The sequence below is a fragment of the Streptomyces sp. NBC_00510 genome, from assembly GCA_036013505.1.
GTDB lineage: Bacteria > Actinomycetota > Actinomycetes > Streptomycetales > Streptomycetaceae > Actinacidiphila.
This window is the reverse complement of record CP107851.1, coordinates 6,865,048-6,887,583: the sequence shown is the minus strand read 5'-3', so window position 1 is coordinate 6,887,583 and position 22,536 is coordinate 6,865,048. Positions and strand designations below refer to the sequence as shown.

Genomic DNA, 22,536 nt, shown 5'->3' with positions numbered 1-22,536 from the left:
GGCCGTCGGCCGGGCCGCAGCCGTTCAGGCGGCGCTGGCCGCCGCGGGCAGCGGGACCGCGACCGGCACCGGCAGTGCGGGCGGGACCGGCAGGGAGGCCGGCGCGGGGGCGCCGAGGGGCTCCGCGGGCGCTCCGGGATTCGCCGTGTCGAGCTTCGTACGGGTGGCACAGCCGTCGCCGCGGCCGAGAAGCGCCTGTATCCGGCGCACGCAGGAACCGCAGTCCGTGCCCGCCTTGCAGGCGGAGGCGATCTGGCGAGGGGTGCAGCGGCCGGCGTCCGCATGCTGCTTGACCTGCTCTTCGGTGATGCCGAAGCATGAGCAGACGTACACGCGGTTCCCCTCTCTCTCGATCCCGGCCTGAGGTTAACCTAACCTTACCCGCCGGGCGAGTGGCTGAAAACCGGCGAGGGGCGCGGATCGATGTGATCCGCGCCCCTCTCAGGGTCCGCAGGGAACGGCCGCCGCTACTGGCCGCGGTACATCTCCGCCACCAGGAAGGCCAGATCGAGGGACTGGCTGCGGTTGAGCCGCGGGTCGCAGGCCGTCTCGTAGCGCTGGTGCAGGTCGTCGACGAAGATCTCGTCGCCGCCGCCCACGCACTCGGTCACGTCGTCGCCGGTGAGCTCCACGTGGATGCCGCCGGGGTGGGTGCCGAGGCCGTGGTGCACCTCGAAGAAGCCCTTGACCTCGTCGAGCACGTCGTCGAAGCGGCGCGTCTTGTGGCCGGAGGCCGCCTCGAAGGTGTTGCCGTGCATGGGGTCGCACACCCAGGCGACCTGCGCGCCCGAGGCGGTGACCTTCTCCACCAGGTTCGGCAGCAGCTCGCGCACCTTGCCGGCGCCCATGCGCGTGATGAAGGTCAGCCGGCCGGGCTCGCGGTCCGGGTCCAGCCGGTCGATCAGCGCCAGCGCCTCCTCGGGCGTGGTCGTCGGGCCGAGCTTCACACCGAGCGGGTTGCGGATCTTCGAGGCGAACTCGATGTGCGCGTGGTCGAGCTGACGGGTGCGCTCACCGATCCAGACCATGTGGCCGGACACGTCGTACAGCCGGCCGGTGCGGGAGTCCACGCGGGTCAGCGCCGACTCGTAGTCGAGCAGGAGCGCCTCGTGCGAGGCGTAGAACTCGACGGTCTTGAACTCCTCGGGGTCCGCGCCGCAGGCGCGCATGAAGTTCAGCGCGCCGTCGATCTCCCGGGCCAGGGCCTCGTAGCGCTGCCCGGACGGCGAGGACTTCACGAAGTCCTGGTTCCAGGCGTGCACCTGCCGCAGGTCGGCGTAGCCGCCGGTGGTGAAGGCCCGTACGAGGTTCAGCGTCGCGGCGGACGCGTTGTACAGGCGCTTGAGCCGCTCCGGGTCCGGCACGCGGGCCGCCTCGGTGAACTCGAAGCCGTTGACCGAGTCACCGCGGTAGGTCGGGAGGGTCACCCCGCCCCGGGTCTCCGTGGGCTTCGAACGCGGCTTGCTGTACTGACCGGCGATCCGGCCCACCTTCACGACCGGCACGGACGCGGCGTAGGTGAGGACGGCGCCCATCTGCAGCAGCGTCTTCAGCTTGTTGCGGATCTGGTCGGCCCCGATCTGGTCGAAGGCCTCCGCGCAATCGCCGCCCTGCAGCAGGAACGCCTCACCACGGGCCACGGCCCCCAGGCGGTCGCGCAGCTGGTCGCACTCGCCTGCGAAGACGAGCGGCGGATACGACTCGAGGTCCGCGATCACTTCGCGCAGAGCCTCGGGGTCGGGGTACTCAGGCTGCTGCGCCGCGGGCAGTGAGCGCCAGGTCTGGCGCCCGGCGTGGGTTTCAGCGTTCACGGTCACGCAGCCCACATTACGTGGTCGTGTCCGTTCCTTTGCGCATCGGACCAGAGGATGAGACGACCGAGTGACCCCCGCGGAGCCCCGTCGGACCCGCCCGGCGCAGGCCGCCGGGGCCCGGAGGGCGAGCCCTCCCCGCCCCCGCGCGCCGGCGCCGCCCGGCGTACGGCGACGGCGCGTCCGGCCCGCGCCGCCACCGCGGAGTCCACCCAGTGAGACGGCCCGCGCCCGGGGGCATACGCTCGGCCCGCACACCGAAGCACGAACACCGGAGCACGGACAGAAGGGGCCGCCGTCATGCCCACACCGTCCGAGGCGTTCACGTACGTGGGGCCGGACGACATCCGCGCCGCCGTGGTGCGGCCCGACGCGGCGGGCCGGGCGGTGCGGTCACCGGACGACGTCCGGGAGTGGCTGGACAGCGCCGCCGCCGACCGCGAGGAGCCCTTCACCTACGTCGTCGACCCGGCCGGCACGCTCCGTCTGGCGCCGCGCCGCAGCGAGCACGTGGCGTGCGCCGGGGGCGGGCCCGTGCCGGCCGCCGGGGAGATCACGTTCGCCGCGCGGGAGGACGGCGGGTGGGAGGTGACCGAGGTCGGCAACCAGTCGACCGGCTACTGCCCCGACCCCGAGGCGTCCTGGCCGGCCGTGGCGGAAGCCCTCGACCGGGCGGGGCTCACCCGCCCCGGCTGGTTCACGCAGGCGGTCGTCTTCCGGCACTGCCCGCGGTGCGGCGAGCGCAACCTCGTCAAGGACGGCGACTTCACATGCGCCCTGTGCGACGCGCCGCTTCCACGGCGGCGCGGCCGCTGAGGACGAGCGCCTGGCCCAGGCAGCCCAGCGCCCCCGTGCACAGGAGCGTGCGCACCAGGTTCCAGCGGACCCAGGCCGCCTCGAACCGCTCGCGCACGGCGGCGGGATCGGCGAGGCTCCCGGGGTCGCCCGCCGCGTCCAGCCGGTCGTTCAACGGGATGTTGACGCCGAAGGTGACGACGAGCACCGCCAGGTAGAGCACGGTCGCGGCGATCACCCACGGGAGCGGACCGCGGCCTCCGTCGCGCAGGCAGAGCGCCACCGCGGCGGCGCACAGCAGCAGCGAACCACCGAAGACCAGCAGGAACCAGCCGTTCTGGATGGCGGCGTTGATGCGCTGCATCGCGTCGACGAGCGTACGGTCGGCCGCCTTGGCCAGACCCGGCATGACGGCGACGGAGAAGGCGAAGAAGAGCCCGGCCATGAGGCCGACGGCGACGGTGGCCGCGACGAGGACGGCGTCTCGGGAAGTCATGCGACCAGTGAAGCCGGGCCCGGTGAGACGGAACATGGCCCGGACGCTCCGCCCCATACGCGAGCGTCCACACGGAGACCGCGGAAAACCGCGTGCGGAACCGACCGGGCCCGGGATACCGTGCGGCACATGGGTTGCACCTACTACATCAAGCTGCGCCGGGCATAGCCGCGGCGCTCTTCGCCGCGGCATCGGGTCCATCGTCGGAACCTCTCATGTCGCGGAGTGCACACCCATGCCTCACCACCGGTCCATGGTGGGCGGCCGGCACGAGCTCGGCCAGAACTTCCTCACCGACCGCACCGTCATCGCCTCCATCGAGGCCCTCGTCGCCGCCACCAGCGGACCCATCGTCGAGATCGGCCCCGGCGACGGCGCCTTGACCCTCCCCCTCAGCCGCACCGGCCGCCCCCTCACGGCCGTGGAGATCGACCCGGGACGCGCACAGCGCCTGCAGCGGCGGCTCCCGCGCGGCGCGCACGTCGTCACCACCGACGTCCTGCGCTACCGCTTCCCGCGCGAACCGCACGTGATCGTCGGCAACCTGCCCTTCCACCTCACGACCACCATCATGCGGCGCGTCCTGGCCGCGGACCGGTGGGAGTGCGCGGTGCTGCTCGTCCAGTGGGAGGTCGCCCGCCGCCGCGCGGGCGTCGCCGGCGCCAGCATGCTCACCGCCTCCTGGTGGCCCTGGTACGACTTCACCCTCCACTCCCGCGTCCCCGCCCGCGCCTTCCGCCCGGCACCCTCCGTCGACGGCGGACTGCTGACCATGACCCGGCGCCCGCAGCCGCTCGTCACCGGCGACCGCCGCGCCTACCAGGCCTTCGTCCAGCGGGTGTTCACCGGCCCGGGCCGCGGCCTGCGCGAAGTCCTCGCCCGCACCGGCCACTTCGACCGCACGGCACTGCGCGACTGGCTGCGTGCCGAACGCGTCCCCCCGCACGCCCTCCCCAAGGACCTCACGGCCGGGCAATGGGCGTCCCTGTGGCGGCTGGTGAGGTGAGGGGCGGCGGCTGCGGCCGCCCGATCCCGCCGGCCCGGCCCGGCCCGGACCAGGACGAGGTCCGGGCCGGGCCGGTTTGCGCCGGTCCAGGACGACACCCGAAAGCGTGGGACGGGGCCGCCGCGTCGTGGGCGGATGCGTTAGGGTGCGGAACATGTACGCGCAGCAGACGCACCTGCAGTGGTGGTGGACCGCGGATCCGGCGGCCCACTAGCAGCGCGTACGCACAGGCAGACGCTCAGGCCGCCCGAGGGGCGGCCTTCGGTGTTTGCGCGGCCGTCCCTTCCCTCGCCGAAGACCGGAAGGAACCGCCGTGGAGAACCACGATCCCGCCGCCGCACCCCCCGCCGCCGCGCTCGTCGAACGGCTGCTGGACCCCGCGTGCCCGCCCTTCGCTCTGCTCAGGCGCAGAGCGCCCGGCCGGGACACGGACACCGTCGAAGTGCTGCTCGGCCCGGTCACGACGGCGGAGCGGCTGACCGGCATCGCGCTGCCGACCGGGGCACCCGAAGGGGCGCGGCCCGCGGTGGACGCACTGGCGCTGGTGCCGTACCGGCAGATCAGGGAGCGCGGCTTCGACGTGCGCGACGACGGGACGCCACTGGTCGTGCTACGGCCCCGTGAGACGTACGAGCTGCCGCTCCCCGAGCTCATGGCGGCCCTGCCCGCGCACGCGGTGCGCGTGGAAGGCGGGGCCTTCGACGTCGACGACGACACGTACGCCGGGATCGTGGAGCGCGTCATCGAGGACGAGATCGGGCGCGGCGAGGGCGCGAACTTCGTCATCCGGCGCACCTTCCGCGGGGAGATCCCGGGGTTCGCGGCGGCCGACGCGCTCGCGCTGTTCCGGCGGCTGCTCGACGGCGAGCGCGGCGCCTACTGGACCTTCGTGGTGCGGACCCCGGAGCGGACCCTGGTCGGCGCGAGCCCCGAGGTGCACGTGCGGATGGCCGGCGGCACGGTCGTCATGAACCCCATCAGCGGCACCTACCGCTACCCCGCGCAGGGGCCGGACGCGGAGGGGCTGCTCGCCTTCCTGCGGGACGCCAAGGAGGCGGAGGAGCTGACGATGGTGGTCGACGAGGAACTGAAGATGATGTGCACCGTCGGCGACCTCGGCGGCGTCGTCGTCGGCCCGCGCCTGAAGGAGATGGCGCACCTGGCGCACACCGAGTACGAGTTGCGCGGCCGCAGCAGCATGGACGTGCGGGACGTGCTGCGCGAGACGATGTTCGCCGCGACGGTGACCGGCTCGCCGGTGCAGAACGCCTGCCGGGTGATCGAGCGCCACGAGCCGGGCGGCCGCGGCTACTACGCCGGTGCCCTCGCCCTGATCGGGCGGGACGCGGGCGGGGCACAGACCCTGGACTCGCCCATCCTGATCCGCACCGCGGACGTCGACGCCGCGGGCGGCCTGAAGGTCCCGGTGGGCGCGACCCTCGTCCGGCGCTCCGACCCGTACGCGGAGGTCGCCGAGACGCACGCGAAGGCGGCGGCCGTGCTGGCCGCGCTGGGGGTCCGCCCCGGACGGGCGCAGGGCCCGGCGGCTGACCGGCCACCGCTCGGCGACGACATCCGGGTGCGGGCCGCGCTGGACGGACGCCGCCGGAACCTGGCCCCGTTCTGGCTGCGCATGCGCACCGCGGAGCAGCCCGGCACGCCGACCGGGCACGCCCTCGTGGTGGACGGCGAGGACACCTTCACCGCGATGCTCGCGCACGTGCTGAGGTCGTCCGGGCTGCAGGTCACCGTGCGCCGCTTCGACGCCCCGGGACTGCGCGAGGCCGCCCTCGCACACCAGGGCCCGGTCGTCCTCGGTCCGGGCCCCGGCGACCCGTCCGACACCGGCGACCCCAAGATGGCCCTCCTGCGCGGCCTCGCCTCCGAACTCGTCCGCGGCCACCGGCACGGCCTGCTCGGGGTCTGCCTCGGCCACGAACTGATCGCCGCCGAACTCGGCCTCGACATCGTCCGCAAGGACGTCCCCTTCCAGGGCGCGCAGACATCCGTCGACCTGTTCGGGAAGGTGGAGACCGTGGGGTTCTACAACTCCTTCACCGCCCGCTGCGACGACGCGGCGGCGGAGGAGCTCGCCATGCACCGCGTCGAACTGATCCGCGACCCCGCCACCGGCGACGTCCACGCCCTGCGCGGCCCGGGCTTCGCGGGCGTCCAGTTCCACCCCGAGTCCGTGCTCACGCTGGGCGGCACGGCGATCGTGGCGGAACTCCTGGCGGGGGTGACGGTGGCGGGCTGACGCCCGCGACCTGCCGCCCGGCACGCGGCCCCGGCAGGTCAGACCGCGGCCGCCGGAAACTGGTGCGTCCGCGGGGTGACCGCGCGGGGCCGGCGGGGGCGGGCGGCGGGGACCGGGTCGGGCACGGGCCCGGGGACGGGCGACAGGAGGGGGCCGATGAGACCCAGCACCGCCGCCACCATGTCCGGGCCCTCGTTGAGGCCGTCCACCACGAGGTCGGCCAGCGCCCGCGAGGGTGCGACGTGGGCGACGTGGCGGTCCCGTCCGCTCTGCAGGTAGTTCAGCAGGGACAGCCGCGGGTCCTGCCGCTGGACCTCGATCTTGCGGAGGATCTTGCGGGCCAGCCGGACGTCGTCGGGGGCGTCCACGTACACCCGCCAGTCCGCCCGTTCCCGCACCGACGGCAGGGCCAGGGCGAACAGGCCCTCGACCACCACGAGGCGCACCCCGGGCCGCGCCAGCGCCGCGTCGATCGCGGCGCTGACGGCGGGCTCGTCGATGGAGCCGGGGTGGTTCCAGTCGAGGATGGCGTGCCCGCCGGCGCTGACCGTCCACACGCCCCTGAGGGGATCGTGCGCGGGCACGTAGTAGTCGTCCAGATGGACCAGTGCGATGCTCTCGGGACACTGCAGCGACAGGGCCTCGGCAAGGGTGGACTTGCCGGATGCGGTGCCGCCTGCGACCGCCAGTACACCCGTCATGCCGGGCGCTCCTCATGTGCTCAAGGGGGATAGACGAAGCGGCCGGACAAGCCGGGTGCAGGGAATGTACGGCCGCGTGATCGCCCATGGCAAGCGGGGAAAGCGCAGACGGCGCCGGGGAAACGCCGTGTTTACCCGAAGAAGACGGCCGCCTCGGTGTAGAGCCGCGGATCGACCGTCTTGAGCTGGGCCGTCGCGTCGCGCAGCGGGACGCGGACGATGTCCGTGCCGCGCAGGGCGACCATCTTGCCCCAGTCCTGGTCGCGGACCGCGTCGATGGCGTGCAGGCCGAAGCGGGTGGCGAGCCAGCGGTCGAAGGCGCTGGGGGTGCCGCCGCGCTGGATGTGGCCGAGGACGGTGGTGCGGGCCTCCTTGCCGGTGCGCCTCTCGATCTCCTTGGCGAGCCACTCGCCGACGCCGGAGAGCCGTACGTGGCCGAAGGAGTCGAGCGACTGGTCCTTGAGCACCATGTCGCCGTCCTTGGGCATGGCGCCCTCGGCGATCACGACGATGGGCGCGTAGCGGATCTTGAAGCGGCTCTCCACCCAGGCGCAGACCTGGTCGACGTCGAAGCGCTGCTCGGGGATGAGGATGGCGTTGGCGCCGCCGGCGAGGCCCGAGTGGAGGGCGATCCAGCCGGCGTGGCGGCCCATCACCTCGACGACGAGGACGCGCATGTGCGACTCGGCGGTGGTGTGGAGGCGGTCGATGGCCTCGGTGGCGATGTTGACGGCGGTGTCGAAGCCGAAGGTGTAGTCGGTGGCCGCCAGGTCGTTGTCGATGGTCTTGGGTACGCCGACGCAGGGGACGCCGTACTCGTCCGACAGGGCGGTGGCGACGCCGAGGGTGTCCTCGCCGCCGATCGCGATGAGTGCGTCGACCTCGTACTTGGCGAGGTTCTCCTTGACGCGGCGCACGCCGTTCTCCGCCTTGAGCGGGTTCGTGCGGGACGAGCCGAGGATCGTGCCCCCGCGCGGGAGGATGCCGCGCACGGCGGGGATGTCGAGCGGCACGGTGTCGCCCTCGAGGGGGCCGTGCCAGCCGTCCCTGAAACCGGTGAACTCGTATCCGTACTCCTGGACACCCTTGCGCACGATGGCACGGATGACCGCGTTGAGCCCGGGGCAGTCTCCGCCGCCGGTCAGCACGCCAACTCGCATGATCCATCCCTTCCCGTTCGCACCATTTGCCTGCGCCCACGACGCTAGCGTGACCGGCGTCACAGGTGGGATGGGCCGTTCGGTGAAATCCCTTGATCCGCGGGGATGTTGGTCCGCCGATTTCACCCTTCCGGGCGGCGCGCGGCGCTGGCGGGCGCGCCCCCGGAGGCGGCGTCGGGGCTATTCCTCGTCCAGTCCGCGTTCGATGGCGTAACGGACGAGTTCGACGCGGTTGTGGAGCTGGAGCTTGCCGAGGGTGTTCTGGACGTGGTTCTGGACGGTGCGGTGGGAGATGACGAGCCGTTCGGCGATCTGCTTGTAGCTCAGCCCCTTGGCGACGAGCCGCAGGACCTCGGTCTCGCGGTCGGTGAGGCGGGGCGCCTCGGGGGTGTCGGCCGCGGCGGGGGCGGGGTCGGAGGCGAGGCGGCGGTACTCGCCGAGGACGAGGCCGGCGAGGCCGGGGGTGAAGACGGGGTCGCCTACGGCGGTGCGGCGGACGGCGTTGAGGAGTTCCTCGCGGCCGGCGGACTTCAGCAGGTAGCCGGTGGCACCGGACTTCACGGCCTCCAGGACGTCCGCGTGCTCGCCGCTGGCGGAGAGCACCAGTACCCGCAGGGCGGGGTTGTCGGCGATGACGTCCTTGCAGACCTGGACACCGGACAGGCCGGGGAGGTTGAGGTCGAGGACGAGCACCTCGGGCATCGCCGCCTTGGCGCGCCGCACCGCCTCCGGACCGTCGCCGGCGGTGGCGACCACCACGTATCCGGCCTCGGTGAGGTCGCGGGCCACCGCGTCCCGCCACATGGGGTGGTCGTCGACCACCATCACCTTCACCGCCATGACCCCAATCTCCTCCCTCACTTCGCGAGCCTCAACTCGACTTCTGTCCCCTGCCCGGGCACCGACACCAGTTCCGCCGTGCCGCCGAGGTCCCGGAGCCGGCCGCGGATGGACTGGGCGACCCCGAGTCTGCCCTCGGCCTCGGCGGCGGCGAGGCGGCCTTCGGGGATGCCGGGGCCGTCGTCGCGGACGCTGACCAGTACGGCCTCGGGTTCGTCCTCGACCAGGATCCAGGCGTGGGCGTCCTCGCCCGCGTGCCGGCGGACGTTCTCCAGGGCGGCGCCCACGGCGGCGGCGAGTTCGCGTGCGGCGCGGGCCGGGACGAGGACGGGGGTGCCGGGGGCGGCGACGGTGACCCGGGCGCTGCCGTACGGGGAGAGCAGCGGGCGCAGGTCGCGGGGCGCGTCCGGGTCCTGGCCGGCGCCGGCCCCGGCCCCGGCATCGGCGCCGGTGGCACCGCGGGGGGACGGCAGGGCGGCGGCGCCGTCGGTGACCAGGGCGCGCAGGGCGGCCTCCTGCTCGCCCGCCATGCGGCCCAGGGCCTCGGCCTCGCCGCCGATCTCGGCGCCGCGCCGCTGCACCATGGCGAGCACCTGCAGCACGTTGTCGTGGATGTCGCGGGCCAGGCGCTCCCGCTCACGGGTGGCGGCCTCGATCTGCAGGGCGCGGGCGAGGGTGCGTTCACTGGCGCGGGCGACCTCGACGACGTACCCGATGGCGATGCTGGCGATGGCCACCAGCAGCACGTTGTGGAGGGTGTCGCGGGCCGGGGCGCCGCGTTCGACGAGGTTGGCGCCGCCGACGAGGCAGGAGGCGGCGGCGGCCCAGCGCCAGCCGCCCTTGATGGCGAAGGCGAGCACGGAGCCGGCGGTCCAGATCGACGGGAGGGTGGGGCCGCCGTCGAGGATGCGCTGGTGCGCCTCGACGGCCGGTGTGATGAGGATGCCGGTGATCGCGACGCCGAGGTCGATGATCAGGAAGGGCCTGGTGCAGCGCTGGGGCGAGCTCACCTTGCCGACGGTGGCCAGCGTCCACACGGCGAGCACCGCCATGTAGGCCGCGCCCGCCAGGGGGTACGCGTGCTCGTGGTAGGCGGCGGCGTAGAGCCCGATGGCGTACGCCGCGGTCAGCAGTCGGTAGCCGGTGAGGGCCCGCCACAGCGGCTGCTCGACGGACATGCGTGTGACGCGTGCGGGCCGCGCGGCGGCGGACCCGCCGGGTCTCCCCCCGGTCGCGCCGGTCTTCTCCCCGGCCATGGGCCGTCCCCCCGTTTCCCCCGGGCGCGTCCGGCTAGGACTCGCCGTGCTGTTGCTGCTGCTTCTTGGCCGCCTCGGCGATCTGCCGCTTGGCGGCGGTCGCGTAGATGTCCACGTACTCCTGGCCGGAGAGCTTCATGATCTCGTACATCACCTCGTCGGTGATCGAGCGCAGGATGAAGCGGTCGTGCTCCATGCCCATGTAGCGGCTGAAGTCCAGCGGCTTGCCGATCCGGATGCCGGGGCGCATCAGCTTGGGCATGACCTGGCCGGGCGGCTGGATCTTCTCCGTGTCGATCATGGCGACCGGGATCACGGGGGCGCCGGTGGCGAGCGCGATGCGGGCCAGGCCGCCGGGCTTGCCGCGGTAGAGACGGCCGTCGGGCGAGCGGGTGCCCTCGGGGTAGATGCCGAAGAGCTCGCCGGCCTCGATGACCTTTATCCCGCTGTTGATCGCGGCCTCGCCGGCGCCGCGCGCGCCGGAGCGGTCCACGGGGAGCTGGCCGACGCCCTTGAAGAAGGCGGCGGTGAGCTTGCCCTTGATGCCGGGCGTGGTGAAGTACTCGGCCTTGGCGATGAAGGTGACCTTGCGGTCGAGCACGGCCGGCAGGAAGAAGGAGTCCGAGAAGGACAGGTGGTTGCTCGCCAGGATCGCCGCTCCCTGCTTGGGGATGTGCTCCATCCCCTCCACCCACGGCCGGAACGCGGCCCGCAGGGGATGCCCGATGGCGATCTTCATCACGCCGTACAACAACCGATGACCTCCTGTGTCTGACGGGAAGACCTTAACGCCAGATCCGCCGGTGCTCTCCCCCGGTGTCGGCCGTCCGCGTACTGTGAGGTATCGCTTTTCGCGCATTCCACCGAACAGGAGACGTACGGTGCCGCTGATGCCCGGAGCCGAGCCCTACCGCCACGACGGCGGCGAGGTCGGTGTCCTGCTGTGCCACGGATTCACCGGCACACCGCAGTCCATGCGGCCGTGGGCCGAGTACCTGGCCGAGCGGGGCCTGACCGTGTCCGTACCGCTGCTGCCGGGGCACGGCACGCGCTGGCAGGACATGCAGCTCACCGGCTGGGAGGACTGGTACGCGGAGGTGGACCGGGAATTCCGCGCGCTGTCCGAGCGCTGTGACCGCGTGTTTGTCTTCGGAATGTCGATGGGCGGGGCCCTGACCCTGCGGCTGGCCGCGCAGCACGGCGCCGCGGTCAGTGGCATCGCCCTGGTCAACCCCTCGGTCAAGGCCGACAGCCATCAGCTGAAGGTCGTTCCCCTGTTGCGCCACTTCGTCCCCACCGTGCCGGGCATCGCGAGCGACATCGCGAAGGAGGGCTCGCAGGAGGTCGGCTACGACCGCACCCCGCTGCGGGCGGTGCACTCACTGAGCCGTTTCTGGACGCTGGTACGCCATGAGCTGCCGCAGGTGACGCAGCCGCTCCTGCTGCTGCACAGCCGGGTCGACCACGTGGTGCACCCGTCGAACTCGGCGGTCGTGCTGAGCCGGGTGTCGTCGACGGACGTCACCGAGACGGTGCTGGAGCGCAGTTACCACGTTGCGACGCTGGACCACGACGCGGAGACGGTCTTCGAGGAGTCGTACGCCTTCGTCGAGCGGCTGTCGGGTGCGGGAGAGCAGGCGGAGAAGGAGGACGCGGCCAGTGGCTGAGCCCGAGGAGGAGCGTCGCCAGGTGCCGGAGGGCGGCGAGCCGGAGCGCGCGCCGCTGGACGAGGAGTCGGCGTGGGCCGAGATCGTCGCGGCGTACGAGAAGGACCCGGAGCCCGGGACGGGTTCCTGGCCCGCGGCCGAGGACGTCCCGGCGGCGGAGCGGGACGGCGAGGGCGGGGCCGACGGCGAGCGTGACGGGAGCGAGGGCACGGCGGACCCGTCCGCGCTGCCCGCGGCGCCGGACGCGACGCGTATCGTCCTGCACCCCGTGCTGTCCGGTCCCCGTGACTACGCGCTCGACGAGGAAGCGGACGAGGGGCACTACGAGCCGCCGGAGCCGCCGCCGCTGCCGGAGGCGGACGTGACGACGAAGTTCGCGTGGCTGGCCGCCGTGGGCGGCCCGCTGCTGATCTTCGGCTTCGTCCTCTTCCAGGAGCCGATGCCGTGGTGGGCGCTCACCGTCGGCGTCGGCGGCTTCCTCGGCGGCTTCGCCACCCTGGTGACGCGCATGCGTCCGGGCGGCGACGAGGACGACGACCTGCCGGGCGGCGGCGCCGTGGTCTGACCGGCGCCGTCAGGCGGACGCGGGCACCTTGAGGGCGGCCAGGACCGGGAGGTGGTCCGTGGCCGCCCTCAGGTCGTGCGGGGTGATCCCGGGCAGGCCGTGCGGGACCCCGCAGCCGAGGACCTCGATGCCGGGGGTCGTGAAGATCGCGTCGATCCGCTGGTGCGGGTCGTACGGGGTGGAGGTGTACTCGCCGCCCCAGGGCCGGGCCGCCCAGGCGTCCTGGAGGTCGCCGGCGAGCCGGCGGAAGGTGCGGCCGTGCGGGCGGTCGTTGAGGTCGCCGCCCACGACCGCGTACGGCTCGCCCATGGCGGCGAGCCGGTCCAGCAGCATGCCGCCCTGGTCGTAGCGCTCGCGGGCCTGGAGCGAGAGGTGGCAGCTGACGACGGACAGGCGGGCTCCGCCGACGCGCACGACGGCGGTGGCGAAGCCGCGCCGGTGCAGGCCGGGTGTGCGGGGCAGCAGGACGTCCTCGGCGCGTTCCACGTGCACCCGCAGGGACGACAGCACGAGAGGCCCGGTGGCGGTGGCCCCGCCGGTGACGGCGACCAGGCCGCAGGCGCGGGCGAGGCGGGCGACGGCCTTGCGCCAGCGGAAGAAGCGGGGTGCCTCCTGGATCAGCGCGAGGTCGGGGTCGCAGGCGCGGATCACCCGGGCGAGCGCGGCGGTGTCGTCCCGCATGGAGCGGATGTTGTAGCTCAGCACGCGGACGACGGCGGAGCCGTCCGGCTCGGTACGGGACGCCGGCAGCTCCGGCAGCGGGCCCTCGCTCACGGGCTCACTGTAGCGGCGGCGCGGTCACACGGGGGCGGCGTGTGCCCGGCCGGGAAGCCGGGTGCCCCCGTCACTCCTGTGCAGGGAGTGACGGGGGCATCGGTGCCGGGCGGGTGACCGCCGGGACTAGCCCTGGCGGGCGAGGTCGGCCGCGCCGACGAGGCCGGCCTTGCCGCCGAGCTGGGCGGCGAGTACCTGGGCGTGCGGCCGGTACTGGCCGCCGACCAGCCAGCGGCGGAAGGACTTGCGGATGGGCTCGAGGACGAGTTCGCCCTCGTCGGAGACACCGCCGCCGACGATGAAGGCGGAGGGGTCGAAGAGCGAGGCCAGGTCGGCGAGCCCGGCACCGGCCCAGCGGGCCAGCTCGCGGAAGGAGTCGATCGCGACCTTGTCGCCGTCACGCGCGGCCCGGCTGATGTGCTGGCCCTGGATGCCCTCGGGCGTGCCGTCGCCGAGCGACAGCAGCAGGGTGGCGTTCTCCGGCTGGGCGACGGCCCGCTGCTTGGCGTAGCGCACCAGTGCCCGGCCGGAGGCGTACTGCTCCCAGCAGCCCTGGCTGCCGCAGCCGCACAGCAGACCGTCCGGCACCATGCGGATGTGCCCGAACTCGCCGGCCACGCCGAAACGGCCGCGGCGCAGCTTGTTGCCGATGATGATGCCGCCGCCGAGCCCGGTGCCGAGGGTGATGCAGATGACGTCGTCGTGGCCCGCGCCGGCGCCGAAGCGGTACTCGCCCCAGGCGGCGGCGTTGGCGTCGTTCTCGACGACCACGGGCAGGCCGACGCGCTGCTCGACCTTGTCCTTCAGCGGCTCGTGGCGCCACCGGATGTTGGGTGCGAAGAGCACCGTGGCGCGCTTGTCGTCGACGTAGCCGGCGGCACCGATGCCGACGGCCTCGACCGTGTGGCCGACACTGACGTCGTGCACCGCGCTCGCGATGGCGTCGACGACCCCCTCGGAGGTCTGCGGGGTCGGCACCTTGACGATCTCGAGAATCGCGCCTTCCTCGTCGACCACGCCGGCCGCGATCTTCGTGCCGCCGATGTCGACGCCGATGGTGAGTCCCATGTATCCCTCAGTATTCGGTCGAGCCCCGCTGCGTCCCACCGTACCGGAGGGCGACCCGCGCCCTGTTCGGGCCCGATGCTCGTCCCGGGTCCGCGTCGCGCCGTTCAGTCCAGGTCGATGCGTTCGCTGGGCGGGGTGTCCCCGCCGGAGGTCCAGCGTCGTTCCTGTCCGCTCACCACCGCGCGGTAGGCGGCCAGGAGTTCGGCGCCCGCGGCGGCGAGGTGGTCGAAGACCTCGGGGTTGCGCTCGACGATCGGCTCCACCGCCTGCTTGACCTGCGAGATCAGTCCCTGCGCCGCCATCTCGGCGGCGGGGCTGCGGAGCATCGACAAGCGGTCGGTGACCGCTTCCGCGAGACGCCGCAGCTCCTCGCCGGCGCTGCCGGGGGTCTGTCCGCCCTGCTGCCGTCGGCGGGCGTTCTCCGCGGCGATGTCCTCCGCGCTCGCCTTGGCCCAGGCGTCGGAATCGGTGTCGGGGCGGCCCGCGCGGTCCGTGGATTCGCTCATGGTGGCTCCGTAAGGCTCCGGGCTTGGTACCCACGACGGTACCCGAACGGGGGCGGCGTTTTCAGCGCTCAGCGGGGCCAAAGACCGGGATCCGGGGCGAACCGGACCTGCAGCGCGCCGTCGCGGAGCGCCGCACCGGCCACGGTGCAGCGGCGCAGCGCGGAGGGCAGCGGGAGGATGCGGCGGTATCCCTCGGCGTCGACGACGAGTTCGTCGCCGCGGCGTACGAGGTCGACGGTGTCGCGTGTCGCGCCGGGCAGTGGCAGCCGCCAGAGGAAGTGGCCCTCGGCGGCGAGCCGGTCCTCGGTGGTCCACGGCGGCGCCGCGGGGCCCTCGGGCGCGTCGGCGGGCGGCTGCGCGGCGAGCCGGGCGAGGTCCTCGGCGCCGCGTGGTTCCCGGCCGAGGTGGGGCAGTTCGTGGAGCGCGGTGGGCGTGCCGGCGAGTTCCGCGCGCAGGGCGCGCACTTCCTTGCGCCGGTGGGCGGCCAGTTCGGTCAGCCAGGGGTCCGGGGACCCGGCGGGCAGCATCCGGTTGGCGACCACGGCCTCGAGGCGGTGGCCGTACAGGGCCAGTCCGGTGCGGGCCCGGCGCACGGCGTCGGCGGCGTTCGTGCCGGGGGCCACGACGAGCCGGACGGTCGTGGCGGCGTCCTCGATCACGGCCTGGGCGGCGGCCAGTTCCCGGTCGGCGCGGGCGGCGGCCTCGTAGGCCCAGGCTCCGGGCGCGGGCACACCGGCGAGCTGGGCGAGGACGGGGCGCAAGGCGCGGGCGGCCTGCCGCTCCTGGGGGACCAGCCGGGCGATGTAGCGGCGCAGTTGCGCGGGCAGCGCGAGGGCGGCGAGGGCGTCGTGGACCGGTGGGAGGTCGACGACCACGAGGTCCCAGCCGCCGGCGGTGTCCCGCAGGGCGCGCAACAGCGCGAAGGCGTCGGCGCCGGGGAGTTCGGTCAGTTCCTCGGGGTCCAGCGGGGCCGCGCCGAGCAGGTCGAGCAGGGAGCCCAGGCGTTGCTGGACGGCCCCGGCGTCGGCCCGGAAGGCGGCGGCCGCGTCGACGCGCGCGGCCCACAGACCCGGTACGGACCCGACCGGCGCGATGGGCAGGGGCGCCGCCCCGTCCGGCCGCGGACCACCGCCGTCCCCGGCCGGGGGCGGCACCGGGCCCAGGACCCCGTCGAGGGAGGCGTCGCGGTCGGTGGAGAGCAGCAGCACACGCCGCCCGGGCGTGCTCGCGGCCACGGCCGTGGCGGCGGCGACCGTCGTGCGCCCGGCGCCGCCCGTGCCGGTGACCAGGAGCGTGCGCACGTCAGCCCTGGGACTCGACGCGCTTCTTCAGGCCGGCGAGGGCGCGGTCGATGATGACCTTCTCGGCCTTGCGCTTGATCATGCCGAGCATGGGGATCTTGACGTCGACGGTCAGCTGGTAGGTGACCTCGGTGCGCTTGCCGTCCTCCAGCGGGGCCAGGATGTAGGCGCCGTCCAGGGTGCGCAGCATCTGGGACTTGACCAGGGTCCAGCGGACCTCGTTGTCGCCCACCCAGGTGTAGGCGAGGGTGTGGTCGTCCTTGATGGCGCCCGCGTCCAGGAGGAGCCTGACCTGCTCGGCACGGCCGTCGCCGCCGGCGGAGAGGATCTCGGCCTCCTTCACCTCGCCGGTCCACTCCGGGTACCGGGCGAAGTCCGCGATGACGCCCATGACATCGGCCGGGGCCGCGTCGATGGTGATGCTCGACCTGGTGTGTTCCGCCATCGCCGTGGCCCCTCCGGGACGTCGCGTCGTACCTGCTGTTGTACGTCTGCTGGTGAAGGCTACCGCCTGGTCGGGCGGCCGGAGACCGCCGGGGCGGTCACCATCGCAGTGCCCAGGGTGTCCGGGTGGAGTTGAAGTGGCCGACGTTGACGCATTCGGTCCTGCCCAGGCGCATCCGCGGCACGAGCGGCTGGTGGACGTGGCCGAAGAGCGCGTAGCGGGGGCGCACCCGGCGGATCGCGTCGAGCAGTGCCTCGCTGCCGCGTTCGAGGCGCCGGGCGACGGTGTCGTAGCAGAGCTCGGGGACGGCGGGCGGGATGTGCGAGCACAGCACGTCGACCTCGCCGAGGGCGGCCACCTTGGCGGCGTACGTCTCGTCGTCGATCTCGTACGGGGTGCGGTACGGGGTGCGCAGCCCGCCGCCGACGAAACCGAAGACCAGGCCGCCGATCTCGGTGGTGGTGCCGTCGAGCACCGTGGTGCCGGGCCGGGCGTACTCCGGCCAGAGCGCGGGGATGTCGACGTTGCCGTAGGTGGCGTACGTCGGGGTGGGGAACGCGGCGAACAGCTCGGCGTACTGGCGGCGCACGGCGGACTCGATGGCGGTGCGCCGGTCGGTGCCGAGCCCCGCCCACAGTTCGCGGTCGAGGGCGCGGGCCTCGTCCCAGCGCAGGGCGGTGCGCAGCCCGACCATGCGGGAGGCGTTCTCGGCCCCGAAGAGGTCGGGGAAGATGCCCCGCGAGTGGTCGGCGTAGTCGAGGAAGAGGATCAGGTCGCCGAGGCAGATCAGCGCGTCCGCGCCCTCGCCGGCCGCGGCGAGGGCCTCGGAGGCGCCGTGGACGTCACTGACGACATGGACCCGCATGACGATCACTGTAGGACGCGCCGGGCGGGGTTGGGGAGGGCACACCGGGGCTCCGGTTACCTGCGGGTCACCGGAGGCCTCGACTAGGCTTCCGACCAGTGGATCCGCACGGTGTCGCGGTGAGCCTGCGGCGTGTGACGACGATGTGACACACAAAACATCTACACGGCACCCCCTACCGCTGAAGCTTTACCGGTGGGTAACGTCCAGGCCGTCCGTTCCACGCTCAACCATGCAGTGGACGCAGCCAGCACCGCCGCCGGCGCCGATGAGGAGCAGCAGTTTTGCGCGAGTTCAGCCTTCCGGCTCTCTACGAGGTCCCCGCGGACGGCAATCTGACGGATCTCATCCGCCGCAACGCCGCTCAGCATCCGGACGTTGCCGTCATCGCCCGGAAGACCGCGGCCGGTGACTGGGCCGACGTCACCTCGACCGCCTTCCTCGCCGAGGTACGCGCCGCCGCCAAGGGCCTGATCGCCTCGGGCGTGCAGCCCGGCGACCGGGTGGCCCTGATCTCCCGCACCCGCTACGAGTGGACGCTGTTCGACTTCGCCATCTGGAGCGCGGGCGCGGTCACCGTCCCGGTCTACGAGACCTCCTCCGCCGAGCAGGTCGAGTGGATCCTCGGCGACTCCGGCGCCGTCGCCGCCGTGGTGGAGACCGAGGCCCACGAGAAGTCCGTGGAGTCGGTGCGCGACCGCCTGCCGCAGCTGAAGCACGTGTGGCGGATCGAGGCGGGCGCGGTGGAGACGCTCGGCGCGGCCGGCACGGACGTCGCCGAGGCGACCGTGGACGAGCGCAGCGCCTGGGCCAAGGCCGACTCGCCGGCCACCATCGTGTACACCTCCGGCACCACCGGGCGCCCCAAGGGCTGCGTGCTCACGCACCGCGCGTTCTTCGCGGAGTGCGGCAACGTCGTGGAGCGCCTGAAGCCGCTCTTCCGCACCGGGGACTCCTCGATCCTGCTCTTCCTGCCGCTCGCGCACGTCTTCGGCCGGCTGGTCGAGGTCGCCGCCATCATGGCGCCGATCAAACTCGGGCACGTCAGCGACATCAAGAACCTTACCGGCGAACTGGCCGCCTTCCGCCCGACGCTGCTGCTGGGCGTGCCGCGGGTCTTCGAGAAGGTCTACAACTCCGCGCGCGCCCAGGCGCAGGCCGGCGGCAAGGGGAAGATCTTCGACAAGGCCACCGACGTGGCGATCGAGTACAGCCGCGCGCTGGACTCGGCCGGCGGTGCCTCGCTCGGCCTGAAGTTCAAGCACAAGGTCTTCGACCGGCTGGTCTACAGCAAGCTGCGCGCCGTGCTCGGCGGCCGCGCCGAGTACTCGATCTCCGGTGGGGCCCCGCTGGGCGAGCGGCTGGGCCACTTCTACCGCGGCATCGGCTTCACGGTGCTGGAGGGCTACGGCCTGACCGAGTCCTGTGCGGCCACCGCCTTCAACCCCTGGAACCGCACCAAGATCGGCACCGTCGGCCAGCCGCTGCCGGGCTCCACGGTCCGCATCGCCGACGACGGCGAGGTCCTGCTCCACGGCGAGCACCTGTTCGCGGGCTACTGGAACAACGAGGCGGCCACCGCCGAGGCCGTCACGGACGGCTGGTTCCACACCGGCGACATCGGGACGCTGGACGAGGACGGCTACATCACCATCACCGGCCGCAAGAAGGAGATCATCGTCACCGCGGGCGGCAAGAACGTCGCCCCGGCCGTGATCGAGGACCGCATCCGCGCCCACGCGCTGGTCGCCGAGTGCATGGTGGTCGGCGACGGCAAGCCCTTCATCGGCGCGCTGGTCACCCTGGACGAGGAGTTCCTGCCCCGCTGGGCCGAGCAGCACGGCAAGTCCGGCCGCACCGTCGCGGAGCTGCGCGAGGACGCGGAGCTGCTGGCCGAGGTGCAGTCGGCGATCGACGACGGCAACGCCGCGGTGTCCAAGGCGGAGGCGGTCAAGAAGTTCCGCGTCCTGGCCACGCAGTTCACCGAGGAGTCCGGTCACGTGACGCCCTCGCTGAAGCTGAAGCGCAACGTGGTACTGCGGGACTTCGCGGACGAGATCGCCGCGATCTACGGCAGGTGAGCCCGCGCTGACGGGCCCTCACCCACATCGCCGGTGGCCGCCGTGCGCCTCGGGCGTACGGCGGCCACCGGCGTTCCTAGGTGATCCCGTCCTGGGCCAGGACCCTGGCCATGGTGCGCTCGGCCAGGGCGGTGATGGTGACGAACGGGTTGACCCCGATGGAGCCCGGGACGAGCGAGCCGTCGACGACGTACAGGCCGTCGTAGCCGTTCGCGCGGCCGTAGGCGTCGGTGGCGCTGCCGAGGACGCAGCCGCCGAGCGGGTGGTAGCAGAAGTCGTCGGCGAACACCCGGTTACCGCCGAACAGGTCGTAGCGGTAGATGGTGGCGTTGGCCCGGTTGACGCGGTCGAAGAGGGTCTTCGCTGCGGCGACCGAGGGCTGGTTCTGGGAGCGGGTCCAGTTCAGCACGGCCGCGTCGGTGGCAGGGTCGTAGACGAAGGTGCCCCGCTCGGGGTTCTTGGTGATCGCGAGGTAGAGGCTGATCCACGTCTCCAGGCCGATGGGGAGCGGGGCGATCTCGGCGAACACCGGGTTGGCGGCGTTGTTCCAGTCGTTGATGCCCATCACGGGGATGGTCGACTGGTGGGCGCCGGTGGGGTTCCACAGGTGGTTGGCGCGGCCGAGCATGATGTTGCCGTTGCCCGCCCAGCCCTTGCCGACGGCGGGGCTGAGGTCGGGCAGGGCGCCCGTCTCCCTGGCGCGCAGCAGCAGTTCGGTGGTGCCGAGGCTGCCCGCGGCGAGGAACAGGGCGCCGCAGCCGACCTCGCGGGTGGCGACGACGGTGCCGGTGAGGTCGGTCTGCGCGACCGTGAGCACGTAGGTGCCGTCGGGGTCGCGGCGGACCGCCTTCACGTGGCTGAGCGTCTCGATGGTGACGTTGCCGGTGCCGAGCGCGGCGGCGAGGTAGGTCCGGTCGAGGCTGCGCTTGCCGAAGTTGTTGCCGTAGATGACCTCCTGGGCCAGGGCCGACTTGGTGGCGGTGCCGGCGGCCTCGCGCTGCATGTGGCCGAAGTCGTAGACGTTGGGCACGAAGGTGGTGGCGAGCCCGGCCCTGGCGGCCTGGGCGCGGGAGACACGGGTGAACTGGTACCACTCGGTGCCCTCGAACCAGTCGGGCGCGATGGTGTTGACGCCGAGCATGCGGTTGGCCAGCGGGAACCACGTGCCGTACATGGCGTCCGCGTCGACCTGCGGGAGGACCTCCCGGAAGTAGCCGCGGTCCGGTGTGACGGCCATGCCGCCGTTGACGAGGGATCCGCCGCCGACGCCGCGGCCGACGTAGACGGACATGCCGGGGTGGTCGACGCGGTCCAGGACGCCGGGGTACGGGGTGATGTCCTTGTTGACCACGTCGAGCCAGAGGAAGGTGGCCAGGGGTGCCGCGGTGCGGGTGCGGAACCACATGGAGCGCCGGTCCGGCGAGGCGGTGTTGCAGAAGACCTTGCCGTCGGAGGCCGGCGTGTCCCACGCCCGCCCCATCTCCAGTACGAGGGTGCTCACGCCCGCCTCGGCCAGGCGTAACGCCGCGACCGCGCCTCCGTAGCCGGAGCCGACGACGACGGCCGGTGCGTAGCCGGCGGGCTCCCCGGCCGCCGCGGCGGCCGGGGAGAGCCCGATGCGGGTGAGACCCATCACGGATGCCGTCTGCAGGGCGGCGAGGCCCAGAATCTGACGGCGCGTCAGGTTTGCTGTCATGGGCGCATCATGGGCGGAACAGCGGATTCCGCCCATACCGTGCGCTCATGGTCTTTTACAAGAGGGCCTTCAGCCGCTCCGCGAGCAGATCCCACCGCCAGGCGTCCTCGACCCACTTGCGTCCGCGCTCGCCCATACGGCGCCGCAGTTCCGCGTCGCCCAGCAGCACCAGGATCCGCTCGGCGGCCTCCGCGGGCTCCCCGCCGCGCACCACCCAGCCGGTCTCGCCGTCCAGCACCGCGTCCGGCGCCCCGCCGGAGTCGCCCGCGACGACCGGCAGGCCGGTGGCCGAGGCCTCCAGGTAGACGATGCCGAGCCCCTCGACGTCCAGCCCGCCGCGGCGCGTGCGGCACGGCATGGCGAAGACGTCCCCCGCGCCGAAGTGCGCGGGCAGCTCCTGCCAGGGCACGGCCCCGGTGAACCGCACCGACTCCGCCACCCCGGTCCGCTCGGCGAGCCGCTTCAGGTCGTCCGCGTACGGGCCGCCGCCCACGACGAGCAGGACGGCGTCGGGCTGGGCGGCCAGGATCAGCGGCATCGCCTCGATGAGGGTGTCCTGGCCCTTGCGCGGCACCAGGCGGGAGACGCAGACGACCACCGGCCGGTCGGTGAGCCCGAGCCGGGCGCGCACCGCCTCGCCGCCGGAGGCCGGGTGGAAGGTCTTCTCGTCCACGCCCGGAGGCAGTTGCACCATGCGCCCGGCGGCCTGCGGCGTCAGCGCCCGGGCGATCCGGGACCGGGTGTACTCACCCAGGTAGGTGATCGTGTCGGTGCCCTCGCCGATCCGCCGCAGCAGCCCGCGGCTCGCGGGCAGCTGCGCCCACCCCGCCTCGTGCCCGTGGGTCGTCGCCACCAGCCGGCGGGCCCCGGCCTTCCGCAGCGCGGGCGCCATCAGCCCGAGCGGGGCCGCCGCCCCGAACCACACCGAGGTGCAGCCGTGCTCACGCAGGAGCTCGGCGGCCCGCCGGGTCACTCTCGGGGTCGGCAGCAACATCGTCGTACGATCACGTACGACCGGGAAGGGCTGCTCGGCGTCGAACGCGGCAACCTCGGAGCCGTCCCGCCAGGTCGACGCGTACACCACCACCCGGCCGGGATCGAGGCGCAGCGCCATGCTGTGCACGAACGCCTGGATGCCACCGGGGCGTGGCGGGAAGTCGTTGGTGACGATCAAGGTCTTGTCCATACGTCGCCGAGGGTATCCGGTGCGGTCCGCGGCAACCGACCGCGGCCCCCCGCGCGTCTA

The 22,536-nt window shown here is 73.2% G+C and carries 22 protein-coding genes; 6 read left to right on the top strand and 16 right to left on the bottom strand.

The genetic code is table 11. The annotated features are described in order from the left end of the window. Nucleotides 1–24: 24 nt before the first annotated feature. Nucleotides 25–333, bottom strand: coding sequence for a (2Fe-2S)-binding protein (locus tag OG937_31065; protein ID WUD75820.1), 309 nt, complete (start codon nt 331–333; stop codon nt 25–27). 134 nt (nt 334–467) lie between these two features. Next, a complete protein-coding gene (locus OG937_31060) occupies nt 468–1,817 on the bottom strand; it encodes a 3-deoxy-7-phosphoheptulonate synthase class II (GenBank protein ID WUD75819.1) in 1,350 nt (449 codons plus the stop codon). 294 nt (nt 1,818–2,111) lie between these two features. Here OG937_31060 and OG937_31055 point away from each other — a divergent pair, with 294 nt between their 5' ends. Next, a complete protein-coding gene (locus OG937_31055; protein WUD75818.1) occupies nt 2,112–2,627 on the top strand; it encodes a hypothetical protein in 516 nt (171 codons plus the stop codon). Here OG937_31055 and OG937_31050 read toward each other — a convergent pair. Further along, a complete protein-coding gene (locus tag OG937_31050) occupies nt 2,578–3,102 on the bottom strand; it encodes a DUF1772 domain-containing protein (protein ID WUD75817.1) in 525 nt (174 codons plus the stop codon). The genes OG937_31055 and OG937_31050 overlap by 50 nt on opposite strands. A 235-nt stretch (nt 3,103–3,337) precedes the next feature. Between OG937_31050 and erm the strand changes: the two genes are divergently transcribed. Together erm and OG937_31040 are read left to right on the top strand one after the other, a co-directional pair. Further along, nucleotides 3,338–4,108, top strand: a complete 771-nt coding sequence (gene erm / locus OG937_31045; protein WUD75816.1) for a 23S ribosomal RNA methyltransferase Erm — start codon at nt 3,338–3,340, stop codon at nt 4,106–4,108. Between the two features lie 313 nt (nt 4,109–4,421). After that, nucleotides 4,422–6,365 carry an anthranilate synthase family protein gene (locus OG937_31040; GenBank protein ID WUD75815.1) on the top strand — a complete coding sequence of 648 codons (1,944 nt, stop codon included), beginning with the start codon at nt 4,422–4,424 and terminating at the stop codon, nt 6,363–6,365. Nucleotides 6,366–6,403: 38 nt separating this feature from the next. On the opposite strand, the gene OG937_31035 is transcribed toward OG937_31040, so the two are convergent. The 5 genes from OG937_31035 to OG937_31015 form a co-directional block, all read right to left on the bottom strand. Continuing rightward, nucleotides 6,404–7,066 (bottom strand): hypothetical protein, encoded by a 663-nt coding sequence (locus tag OG937_31035; GenBank protein WUD75814.1) that lies wholly within the window; start codon nt 7,064–7,066, stop codon nt 6,404–6,406. A 131-nt stretch (nt 7,067–7,197) separates the two neighbouring features. Then, nucleotides 7,198–8,226 carry a 6-phosphofructokinase gene (locus OG937_31030; protein WUD75813.1) on the bottom strand — a complete coding sequence of 343 codons (1,029 nt, stop codon included), beginning with the start codon at nt 8,224–8,226 and terminating at the stop codon, nt 7,198–7,200. Between the two features lie 180 nt (nt 8,227–8,406). Beyond that, the gene (locus OG937_31025; protein WUD75812.1) at nt 8,407–9,066 is read right to left on the bottom strand and encodes a response regulator transcription factor; all 660 of its coding nucleotides are present in this window, start codon (nt 9,064–9,066) and stop codon (nt 8,407–8,409) included. A gap of 17 nt (nt 9,067–9,083) precedes the next feature. Beyond that, a complete protein-coding gene (locus OG937_31020) occupies nt 9,084–10,244 on the bottom strand; it encodes a DUF5931 domain-containing protein (protein WUD75811.1) in 1,161 nt (386 codons plus the stop codon). A 112-nt stretch (nt 10,245–10,356) separates the two neighbouring features. Next, the gene (locus tag OG937_31015; protein ID WUD75810.1) at nt 10,357–11,076 is read right to left on the bottom strand and encodes a 1-acyl-sn-glycerol-3-phosphate acyltransferase; all 720 of its coding nucleotides are present in this window, start codon (nt 11,074–11,076) and stop codon (nt 10,357–10,359) included. Nucleotides 11,077–11,203: 127 nt separating this feature from the next. On the opposite strand from OG937_31015, the gene OG937_31010 reads away from it, so the two are divergent. Together OG937_31010 and OG937_31005 are read left to right on the top strand one after the other, a co-directional pair. Beyond that, nucleotides 11,204–11,989: an alpha/beta fold hydrolase gene (locus tag OG937_31010; GenBank protein WUD75809.1), complete on the top strand. Its 786-nt coding sequence runs from the start codon at nt 11,204–11,206 to the stop codon at nt 11,987–11,989. Then, nucleotides 11,982–12,554, top strand: coding sequence for a hypothetical protein (locus OG937_31005; protein ID WUD75808.1), 573 nt, complete (start codon nt 11,982–11,984; stop codon nt 12,552–12,554). Before OG937_31010 ends, OG937_31005 begins: the two co-directional genes overlap by 8 nt. A 9-nt stretch (nt 12,555–12,563) precedes the next feature. On the opposite strand, the gene OG937_31000 is transcribed toward OG937_31005, so the two are convergent. From OG937_31000 to OG937_30975, 6 genes are all read right to left on the bottom strand, one after another. After that, nucleotides 12,564–13,328 (bottom strand): endonuclease/exonuclease/phosphatase family protein, encoded by a 765-nt coding sequence (locus OG937_31000; protein WUD75807.1) that lies wholly within the window; start codon nt 13,326–13,328, stop codon nt 12,564–12,566. Nucleotides 13,329–13,454: 126 nt separating this feature from the next. Beyond that, complete coding sequence (locus OG937_30995) at nt 13,455–14,396, bottom strand: ROK family glucokinase (GenBank protein WUD75806.1); 942 nt, start codon at nt 14,394–14,396, stop codon at nt 13,455–13,457. A gap of 104 nt (nt 14,397–14,500) precedes the next feature. After that, the gene (locus tag OG937_30990) at nt 14,501–14,902 is read right to left on the bottom strand and encodes a DUF5304 domain-containing protein (GenBank protein ID WUD75805.1); all 402 of its coding nucleotides are present in this window, start codon (nt 14,900–14,902) and stop codon (nt 14,501–14,503) included. 68 nt (nt 14,903–14,970) lie between these two features. After that, nucleotides 14,971–16,203: an ArsA family ATPase gene (locus OG937_30985; protein ID WUD75804.1), complete on the bottom strand. Its 1,233-nt coding sequence runs from the start codon at nt 16,201–16,203 to the stop codon at nt 14,971–14,973. Nucleotide 16,204: 1 nt separating this feature from the next. Then, nucleotides 16,205–16,648: an SRPBCC family protein gene (locus tag OG937_30980; protein WUD75803.1), complete on the bottom strand. Its 444-nt coding sequence runs from the start codon at nt 16,646–16,648 to the stop codon at nt 16,205–16,207. 97 nt (nt 16,649–16,745) lie between these two features. Continuing rightward, nucleotides 16,746–17,513: a metallophosphoesterase gene (locus tag OG937_30975; protein WUD75802.1), complete on the bottom strand. Its 768-nt coding sequence runs from the start codon at nt 17,511–17,513 to the stop codon at nt 16,746–16,748. 284 nt (nt 17,514–17,797) lie between these two features. Between OG937_30975 and OG937_30970 the strand changes: the two genes are divergently transcribed. After that, a complete protein-coding gene (locus OG937_30970; GenBank protein WUD75801.1) occupies nt 17,798–19,594 on the top strand; it encodes an AMP-dependent synthetase/ligase in 1,797 nt (598 codons plus the stop codon). 76 nt (nt 19,595–19,670) lie between these two features. Here OG937_30970 and OG937_30965 read toward each other — a convergent pair whose 3' ends face one another. Both OG937_30965 and OG937_30960 read right to left on the bottom strand, forming a co-directional pair. Then, entirely contained in the window at nt 19,671–21,290 is a 1,620-nt protein-coding gene (locus tag OG937_30965) for a GMC oxidoreductase (protein WUD75800.1), read from the bottom strand. A gap of 55 nt (nt 21,291–21,345) precedes the next feature. Further along, on the bottom strand, nt 21,346–22,476 hold the full coding sequence (locus tag OG937_30960; protein WUD75799.1) for a glycosyltransferase family 4 protein: 1,131 nt from the start codon (nt 22,474–22,476) through the stop codon (nt 21,346–21,348). Nucleotides 22,477–22,536: the final 60 nt, after the last annotated feature.

What these genes read in the sequence shown, in the direction of transcription:
- OG937_31055 (WUD75818.1), top strand. Translation starts at nt 2,112, where the DNA reads ATGCCCACACCGTCCGAGGCGTTCACGTACGTGGGGCCGGACGACATC.
- OG937_31050 (WUD75817.1), bottom strand. Translation starts at nt 3,102, where the DNA reads ATGACTTCCCGAGACGCCGTCCTCGTCGCGGCCACCGTCGCCGTCGGC.
- erm (WUD75816.1), top strand. Translation starts at nt 3,338, where the DNA reads ATGCCTCACCACCGGTCCATGGTGGGCGGCCGGCACGAGCTCGGCCAG.
- OG937_31035 (WUD75814.1), bottom strand. Translation starts at nt 7,066, where the DNA reads ATGACGGGTGTACTGGCGGTCGCAGGCGGCACCGCATCCGGCAAGTCC.
- OG937_31030 (WUD75813.1), bottom strand. Translation starts at nt 8,226, where the DNA reads ATGCGAGTTGGCGTGCTGACCGGCGGCGGAGACTGCCCCGGGCTCAAC.
- OG937_31025 (WUD75812.1), bottom strand. Translation starts at nt 9,066, where the DNA reads ATGGCGGTGAAGGTGATGGTGGTCGACGACCACCCCATGTGGCGGGAC.
- OG937_31020 (WUD75811.1), bottom strand. Translation starts at nt 10,244, where the DNA reads ATGTCCGTCGAGCAGCCGCTGTGGCGGGCCCTCACCGGCTACCGACTG.
- OG937_30995 (WUD75806.1), bottom strand. Translation starts at nt 14,396, where the DNA reads ATGGGACTCACCATCGGCGTCGACATCGGCGGCACGAAGATCGCGGCC.
- OG937_30990 (WUD75805.1), bottom strand. Translation starts at nt 14,902, where the DNA reads ATGAGCGAATCCACGGACCGCGCGGGCCGCCCCGACACCGATTCCGAC.
- OG937_30980 (WUD75803.1), bottom strand. Translation starts at nt 16,648, where the DNA reads ATGGCGGAACACACCAGGTCGAGCATCACCATCGACGCGGCCCCGGCC.
- OG937_30975 (WUD75802.1), bottom strand. Translation starts at nt 17,513, where the DNA reads ATGCGGGTCCATGTCGTCAGTGACGTCCACGGCGCCTCCGAGGCCCTC.
- OG937_30965 (WUD75800.1), bottom strand. Translation starts at nt 21,290, where the DNA reads ATGACAGCAAACCTGACGCGCCGTCAGATTCTGGGCCTCGCCGCCCTG.
- OG937_30960 (WUD75799.1), bottom strand. Translation starts at nt 22,476, where the DNA reads ATGGACAAGACCTTGATCGTCACCAACGACTTCCCGCCACGCCCCGGT.